7 protein-coding genes are annotated in these 7,907 nt (G+C 69.3%); 5 read left to right on the top strand and 2 right to left on the bottom strand.

The window, feature by feature from the left end:
• The coding region (locus ACWEIJ_RS45550) for an RIFT barrel domain-containing protein (RefSeq protein ID WP_449843542.1) at nt 1-650 on the bottom strand (650 nt) is incomplete at its 3' end.
• A 137-nt stretch (nt 651-787) separates the two neighbouring features.
• Here ACWEIJ_RS45550 and ACWEIJ_RS45545 point away from each other — a divergent pair.
• Both ACWEIJ_RS45545 and ACWEIJ_RS45540 read left to right on the top strand, forming a co-directional pair.
• Nucleotides 788-1,054: a hypothetical protein gene (locus tag ACWEIJ_RS45545; RefSeq protein WP_449843541.1), complete on the top strand. Its 267-nt coding sequence runs from the start codon at nt 788-790 to the stop codon at nt 1,052-1,054.
• A 189-nt stretch (nt 1,055-1,243) separates the two neighbouring features.
• A complete protein-coding gene (locus ACWEIJ_RS45540; protein ID WP_449843540.1) occupies nt 1,244-2,392 on the top strand; it encodes a hypothetical protein in 1,149 nt (382 codons plus the stop codon).
• A gap of 268 nt (nt 2,393-2,660) precedes the next feature.
• Here the strand turns inward: ACWEIJ_RS45540 and ACWEIJ_RS45535 are convergent, their stop codons facing one another.
• Nucleotides 2,661-4,700, bottom strand: coding sequence for a beta-galactosidase (locus ACWEIJ_RS45535; protein ID WP_449843539.1), 2,040 nt, complete (start codon nt 4,698-4,700; stop codon nt 2,661-2,663).
• 154 nt (nt 4,701-4,854) lie between these two features.
• Between ACWEIJ_RS45535 and ACWEIJ_RS45530 the strand changes: the two genes are divergently transcribed.
• The 3 genes from ACWEIJ_RS45530 to ACWEIJ_RS45520 are packed head-to-tail and all read left to right on the top strand — an operon-like array spanning nt 4,855 to nt 7,885.
• Nucleotides 4,855-6,147 (top strand): extracellular solute-binding protein, encoded by a 1,293-nt coding sequence (locus ACWEIJ_RS45530; RefSeq protein WP_449843538.1) that lies wholly within the window; start codon nt 4,855-4,857, stop codon nt 6,145-6,147.
• Nucleotides 6,148-6,149: 2 nt separating this feature from the next.
• Nucleotides 6,150-7,055: a carbohydrate ABC transporter permease gene (locus ACWEIJ_RS45525; protein ID WP_449843537.1), complete on the top strand. Its 906-nt coding sequence runs from the start codon at nt 6,150-6,152 to the stop codon at nt 7,053-7,055.
• Nucleotides 7,052-7,885 (top strand): carbohydrate ABC transporter permease, encoded by an 834-nt coding sequence (locus ACWEIJ_RS45520; protein ID WP_449843536.1) that lies wholly within the window; start codon nt 7,052-7,054, stop codon nt 7,883-7,885. Before ACWEIJ_RS45525 ends, ACWEIJ_RS45520 begins: the two co-directional genes overlap by 4 nt.
• Nucleotides 7,886-7,907 lie beyond the last annotated feature (22 nt).

Below are 7,907 nucleotides of genomic sequence, written 5' to 3'. Positions count from 1 at the left end.
CGTTCGGCGCGGTGCTTGCCCTCGATCCGCACCACCGCGCGCACCGGCCCGTCCTGCTCGACGGTCACCCGGTGCACCTCGCCGGTGTAGCGCTCCTCGGCCCCGCCGCGCTCGTCGGAGGCGTTCTGCCGCAGGCACACCAGCTCACCCCTGCGCGCGATGGTCCTGCCACCGCGGGAGACCTCGTCGACCAGCACCCGGCCGCTCCGGTTGAGCACGCACCGCAGCACGCCGGTGTCCACCACGATCCGGCCGGCCTGCCGCGACACCACGACCCTCTTCTCCCCCGCCGCGGCCGGACCGGGCTCCAGGAGGTACCTCGCGGCGGCCGGCGCGTCCGCGGGCATCGCGTGGGCCGTCCACTTCAGCGAACCGTCCGGCCAGTAGCCGGTCGGCCACGTCTGCACCGGCACCGCCACGCCGTCGGAGGTGCGCAGGCCGAACGACTGGTCCGCCCGCACCCGCCCTCTCGGCCACGGCACTCCCCACGTGACTCCGGTCAGCGCGGCGGGAACACCGCCTTCGAGCCAGTGCAGCTCGGTCGGTTCGCCCGGCTCCGCGGCCGCCGCGGTGCCGCCCAGAGGTGCGGACATCGCGACCGGCAGCGCCGCACCGCCGGCCAGCAGGGTCCGGCGAGTGAGTGGAGACATGCTTCAACGCCCTTTCGGAGTACGGGATCGCGCCTCGGAAAGCGCTTTCCGGAACGGCACGCAAGGGTTACCCTCGAATCACGGATCGCTTTCTGTTCGTCTACATCAGACAACCTCGCCCGTCTGGAGACACCGCGGTGGGCACCCGCGGTTTCCTCACCGAGACGTTCGACGCGGCCAGGGCCGCCGGGGTGACCGTCATCGACCTGCACAAGCTGAGCTACACGCTCTACAACACGCTCAGGTTCTGCCCCAACGACGACGACTTCACCAAGGGCCCGGTCGGCGCGTTCTTCTGCAACGACCACACGCACTTCGAGGCGGCCGGAGCCAGGCAGATCGCCGGTGTGGTGGCCAGGGCCCTGCGCGACCAACGGATTCCCCTTTCCAGCTACCTCAAGTGAGTTGCCGCGGGTGGTCCGGCACCGGGACCACCCGCCCGCCCTGTTACCGAAAATCATTCGATCGCTTTCCGTGTTCGAATTCGATTCGAAGTCCAACCATTCCTTTGCCGTGGGGAACACTAGCGATAACGTACGTTCCGAGAAAGACCATTTCGATTCCGTCCCACATTCCCCGGGGGGAGATTTCGCATGCTCGCGACCAGTTTGCGAACGGGCGCGGCCGTGGCCGCTGCCGTGCTGCTCGGCGGTCTGCCACCCGCCTCGGCCAAGCCGCGGACCACGGCGTGCGGCGACGGGACGTTCACCGCGCAGGCCGTGCTGAGCGGCGGCGCGTGGACCGCCCGCAACGGCAGCCGGACCGTCTACACCGGCGGCGACCTGCGCTCCGCCGTGCAGGCCGCGGTGAACAGCCTGACCTCAGGCCGCACCTCCAAGCAGTGGGTCCTGGTGCGCGGCAGCGGCTCGGTGAGCGCGGGCTCGCGGATCACGTTGCCCAGCCACACCGGCATCGACGTGTGCGGCACGATCGACGTGACCGGCTCCGGTTCCGGCGACCAGTCCCCGATCTACTCGAGGGGCACCCGCGACATCGAGGTGCGCCATCTCAGCCTCACGGGCCGTCCGGTGTACGGCATCTTCATGCGCAACGTCGACGACCTCGTGCTGGGCCAGATCGACATGCGGCTGTCCGGCGGAGGCATCGGCGTGCGAGTCGACAACCGCGGCAACACCAGCGTGCGCAGCAGGAACATCAGGATCGACAACGTCTTCGTGTCCGGCGCGGGCAGTCACGCCGTCGAGACCTACGGCGTCGACGGCATCACGATCGGCACGGTGACGGCCCGCAACGTCGGCGAGTCCGGCCTGCTGCTCAACGAGACCACCAACGCCACCGTCGGCACGGTGGACGCGGAGAACGCGGGCGCGGGCACCGGCTACGCCGCGTTCCGCACGGCCAACCGCAACGGCCGCATCGGCGACGGCTACCCGACCAACATCCGGGTCGGCACCGTGCGGGCCCGCGGCGGCGGCCGCGGTGTCTTCTGCGTGTCGGAGAGCGGCGGGCTGAGCATCGATCGGATCGACATCGCGAACACCGGCAACAACTCGGTCCTGATCGAGAACTGCTACAACGTGACCCTGGCAACGCGGAGTGGCAGCGTGACGGGCGGCGGCGAGGTCCGCTTGGCGGCCCGTTCGACGTTCGAGAACAACCGCGACATCACCGTCGAGAACCTCACGGTGACCAACTCCTCGGTGCGCGAAAGCCCGTGTGGCACCAACACGACGTTCCGCAACATCACGCTGAAGAACAGCACATCCAGTGTCTGTCCATGAGCGAATCCGCGGCGCAGAAGGTGTTGCCGCACCAGCGCGACGCGGTTCAAGCACCTCCACCACTCCCTCGTGCTGCCCAAGGGGGCGTGCCGGGCTGGTGGTGCCAGGCTGCTGCACCGCTCCATCAGCCGTGACCATCGGCGCGGACCGGAAGCTCGAATGCCATTCGATCAACCATTTTCGAATGATGCCGGACAAAGCGTTCATCGGAGGGTGTGGTCCACGCGAGAAACCGATCAGGTGACCGACCTGGTCAGTTCGCCCGTCGTCATCTCCCCGTGCGGATATGGCCGAGGAACTGACCGTCGTGGTCTCTCAGGCGGACCACCCGGACCGCGCCGGGCGGCAGCTCCAGCTGACCGTCCACGCTCGCACCGGTGAGCAGCTCGGCGCCGGCGGCGGGGATCAGCTCGGTCCCGCCGTTGTGGTTGATCGCGAACAGGTACCTGCCCAGCTCGCCCTCCCGTTCGACCACCTCGACGTCACGGGGCAGGTCGCGCGCGCCGATCCCGGCCTCGGCACCCGCCGCGACCAGCACCGCGTCGAGCCCGGCCTCCTCCAGGCACGTCGACACGTACCAGGCACTGCCGTCGCCGAACGGATGCCGGGTGACAGCGGGCAGACCGGCCGCCGGTCCGTCCACATAGGACCAGACCGGCTCCGCACCGCGCGGGGTCACGACCTCGGACCAGACGCCACCGGTCATTCCGTTGTCCATCCGCACCCGCTCACCCGCGCGCAACGGCGTGAACTCCTCCACGATCAGGCCCAGCAGGTCGCGCAACGCACCGGGGTGCGGCCCGTCGTGGATGGTGTCGTGCTCGTCCACGATCCCGGAGAAGCACGAGACGACCAGGACACCGCCGTTCTCGACGTAGCGGCGCAGGTTGGCCGACGCGGTCTCGGTCATCGCGTACAGCGCGGGCACGACGACCAGCGGGTAGCCGTTCAGATCGGCTTCGGGGTGGGCGAAGTCGGTGGTGAGGTGCAGGTCGTAGGCGGCGGCGTACCAGGCCTCCGCGCGCTCGCGGGCGTCCAGGTCTGAGCTCGGCCGCCACTCCTGTCGCTGCGCCCACCAGGACTGCCAGTCCCACAGCAGCGCGATGTCCGCCACCACGCGGCTGCCGCGCACCGGGGCGAGCGCGCCGAGGTCCTGACCGAGGCGCACGACCTCCTGCCAGATCCGGCTCTCCGTACCGGCGTGCGGCAGCATCGCCGAATGGAACTTCTCCGCGCCGAACCGGGAAGCGCGCCACTGGAAGAACATCGCGCCGTCCGAGCCGCGGGCGACGTGCGCGAGACTGTTGCGCGCCATCTCCCCGCGGCTCTTGGCGATGTTGCGGCGCTGCCAGTTCACCGCGCTGGTGGAGTGTTCGAGCAGCAGCCAGGGCCTCCCGCTCGCCAGTGACCGCGTCAGGTCGGCGGTCATCGCGAGGTTGACGTGGGGCCGGTCGCTCTCGGCGATCAGGTAGTGGTCGTTGGTGACGACGTCCACCTCGCGCGCCCAGGCCCAGTAGTCGATCGACTCGCACTGCGTCAGCGCCGCGTGGAAGTTCGTGGTCACCGGGACACCGGGCGACGTCTCGTGCAGGACGTCCCTCTCCCGCTTGAAGTTCGCGAGCATCGCGTCGTTGGTGAACCGCTCCCAGTCGAGCTGCTGCGCGGGGTTGCCGGTGGTCGGCGTGAGGCGCGGCGGCTGCACCTGGCCCCAGTGGTTGTAGGTCTGACCCCAGAACGTGGTGCCCCACGCCTCGTTCAGCTCCTTGACCGTGGTGTAGCGACTGGTGAGCCAGCGGCGGAACGCGGCCGCCGCGAGATCGCAGTAGCAGGCGCTCACCGGTGCGCCGTACTCGTTGTGGACGTGCCACATCGCGAGCGCGGGATGCCCGCCGTAGCGGCGGCCGAGCTGCCGGGTGATCGACACCGCGGCCGACTGGTAGGCGGTGGCGGAGTGGCAGATCGTGCCGCGGCCGCCGAACGCGTAGCGCACGCCGTCGCGGCTCACCGGCAGCGCCATCGGGAACTTCTCGTAGAACCAGGCGGGCGGCACGACCGTCGGCGTGCCGAGGTCGACGCGAATCCCGTTGTCGTGCAACAGGTCCATCAGCCCGTCCAGCCAGCCGAAGTCGTACCTGCCCGGCTCGGGTTCCAGCAGGGCCCACGTGAAGATCCCGATGCTGACCATCGTGACGCCGGCCTCGCGCATGAGGCGGACGTCCTCCTGCCACACGGGTTTCGGCCACTGCTCGGGGCTGTAGTCACCGCCGTAGGCGAGAACATCCAGTCCAACCGGCCAGTGACGCTCCATGCGCACCCCTTGGTCTGTGATCGTTCACAGCGAACTTGCCCGCCAACTTTCGCTCCACGACGGTACATACAGGCTATTGCTTGTGTCGAGATGCGGTCCCTACTGTGAACGTGCACAGTCCAGCCCCCTCCCCACCCCGACTCCGGAGGAACGGATGCAGCGTCGCACCGTCTTCACAGCGATCGCGCTGATCGGCGCCCTGACGCTCGCCGCGTGCGGCGGCGAGCGAACACCTTCCGCCGACGGTCCGGTCGAGCTGACCATGTGGTCGTGGGCGAGCCTGCAGAAGGTCGCCGAGATGTGGAACACCGACCACCCCGACATCAAGGTCACCGTGCAGGAACAGGGTGGTGGCGACGAGCTCGTCACCAAGGTCATCACCGCCGCGAAGGCCGGTGACGGACCGGACCTGATGCAGGCGGAGTACCAGATGATCCCGACGCTGGCCTCCAACGACGTGCTGACCGACGTCGCGGAGTTCGCCGGTGGCGCCAAGGACGCGTTCGCGGAGGGCGTCTGGAAGCAGGTCACCCTGGGCTCGCCGGCGGTCTACGCGATTCCCCAGGACACCGCTCCGCTGGCGCTGTTCTACCGCGAGGACCTCTTCGCGCAGTACGGCCTCTCGGTGCCCAAGACCTGGACGGAGTTCGCCGACACCGCGCGGCAGCTGAAGCAGAAGGACCCCGCCCGCGCGCTGACCACCTTCTCCAGCAACGACGCGGGCCTCTTCGCCGGGCTGACCCAGCAGGCAGGGGCGACGTGGTGGCAGGCCTCCGGTGACACCTGGAAGGTCGCCGTCGACAGCGAGCCGTCGCGGAGGGTCGCCGAGTTCTGGGGTGGCCTGGTCGCCGAAGGCGCGGTCGACAACCAGCCGATGTACACCCCGGCCTGGAACAAGGCGCTGAACGACGGTACGCAGATCGCCTGGCTGAGCGCGGTGTGGGCACCGAGCACGCTGACCACCAGCGCGCCGGACACCAAGGGGAAGTGGAAGATGGCGGCGCTGCCGCAGTGGACGGCGGGCGCGGCCAAGACCGGCAGCTGGGGCGGTTCCGCCACCGGGATCACCGCCAAGGCGGCCAAGGACGGCAAGGCGCGGGCCGCCGCGAAGTTCGCCACGTGGCTCAACACCGACCCCAAGGCGATCGCCGCGCTGGTGAAGGACGCGGGCGTCTACCCGGCCGCCACCGCCGCGCAGTCCAGCGGCGCGCTCACCACGCCGGAGTTCTTCCCGAACCAGCCCGGCTTCTACCAGCTGGCGGCCGAGCTCGCGAAGGGCACCGCGGCCGCGGGCTGGGGACCGAACGTGAACGTCGCCTACAACACCTTCAAGGACGCGTTCGGCAAGGCGGCCGCGGAGAGGTCGTCGTTCCCCGCCGCGCTGAGGGCGGTGCAGGACGCGACGGTGGCCGACATGAGGAAAAACGGCTTCAAGATCGAGGGCTGATCGTGTCTTCTCCTGGAGCGCGCACCAGACGGTTGGTGCCGTACGGATTCCTCACGCCCGCGATCATCCTCTTCGGACTGTTCTTCGCGCTGCCGATCGGCTACGCGGTGTACCTGAGCCTGCACACGGTCCAGGTGAAGGGCCTCGGCCTCGGCCGCGGCGCCCGTGAGGAGGTGTGGGCGGGGCTCGGCAACTACGCCGACGCACTGGCCGACCCCGAGCTCCTCGCGGGCGCCGGCCGGGTGCTGCGGTACGGGGCGATGCTCGTGCCGACGATGCTCGGGCTGGCGCTGCTGTTCGCGTTGCTGCTGGACGTGCCGCGCACGAGGTTGCGGGCGTTCTCCCGCCTCGCGATCTTCCTGCCCTACGCGGTGCCCGGCATCGTCGCCTCGCTGCTGTGGGGATTCCTCTACCTGCCCAGCGTCAGCCCCGGCTACTTCCTGCTGCACGCGGCCGGGTGGAACGGGCCCGACCTGCTGCACGGCAACGGCCTGTTCCTCGCGCTCACCAACATCGCGGTGTGGGGCGGCACGGGCTTCAACATGATCGTCATCTACACCTCGCTGCGAGCCGTCCCGCCGGAGTTGTACGAGTCGGCGCGGCTGGACGGCTGTTCCGAGGCGCAGATCGCGTGGCGGATCAAGATCCCGCTGATCAGGCCGTCGCTCGTGCTCACGTTCTTCTTCTCGACGATCGCGACTCTGCAGGTGTTCGCCGAACCGATGACGCTGCGGCCGCTCACCAACTCGCTCACCTTCACCTGGAGTCCGTACATGAAGGTCTACCGGGACGCCTTCGTGCAGGGCGGCATGTCCGCGGCCGCCGCGACGGCCGTGGTGATCGCGGCGGTCACGCTCCTGCTGTCGTTCAGCTTCCTGAAGCTCGCCGGCAGAGGGGCCGGCTCGTGAAGCGCCGCACGGCGTGGCTGCCGACGCTCGTGTTGCTGCTGGGCGCGGTGTACTGCCTGATTCCCGTGCTCTGGGTGCTCATGGCGGCCACCAAGAGCCGTGGTGAGCTGTTCAGCACCTTCACGTTCCTGCCCGGCAGCGGCCTGCTGGACAACCTGGCCGAGCTCACCGCCTACCGCGACGGGGTGTACTGGCGGTGGATGCTCAACTCCGGGCTGTACGCCGGGGTGGGCGCGCTGCTGTCCGCCGCGGTGTCGGCCGTCAGCGGATACGCACTCGCCAAGTTCGACTTCCGCGGGCGCGGCGTCATCTTCACCGCGATCCTCACCGGCGTGCTGATGCCGCCGATCACGCTGGCCGTGCCGCAGTACCTGCTGCTCGCGAAGGCCGACCTGACCGGGACGTACTGGTCGGTGCTGCTGCCCGGCATCCTCAGCCCGTACGGCATCTACCTGGCCCGCGTGTACGCCGCCGCCGCGGTGCCCGACGAGGTGCTGGAGGCCGCCCGCGTGGACGGGGCCAGGGAGGTGCGGCTCTTCACCTCCATCGCCTGGCCGATGATGCTGCCCGGCCTGGTGACGATCTTCCTGTTCCAGTTCGTCGCCATCTGGAACAACTTCCTGCTGCCCTACGTCATGCTCGCCGACGACTCGACGTTCCCGGTCACCGTCGGGCTCTACAGCCTGCTGCAGCAGGGCGCGAGCAGACCGGCCCTCTACACCCTCGTGATCACCGGCGCGCTGCTGTCGATCGTTCCCCTGATCGCGCTGTTTCTGGGCCTGCAGCGCTACTGGCGCGTCGATCTGCTGTCGGGAGTCGTAAAGTCTTGACCACCAGCCGGAGCAGATGAGG

Source organism: Lentzea sp. NPDC004789 (genome assembly GCF_053601075.1).
The sequence above is the reverse complement of the archived record's forward strand: the minus strand, read 5'-3'. Positions and strand labels throughout refer to the sequence as shown.

Coding starts and splice junctions, on each gene's coding strand:
- ACWEIJ_RS45540 (WP_449843540.1), top strand. CDS start 1,244: ATGCTCGCGACCAGTTTGCGAACGGGCGCGGCCGTGGCCGCTGCCGTG.
- ACWEIJ_RS45535 (WP_449843539.1), bottom strand. CDS start 4,700: ATGGAGCGTCACTGGCCGGTTGGACTGGATGTTCTCGCCTACGGCGGT.
- ACWEIJ_RS45530 (WP_449843538.1), top strand. CDS start 4,855: ATGCAGCGTCGCACCGTCTTCACAGCGATCGCGCTGATCGGCGCCCTG.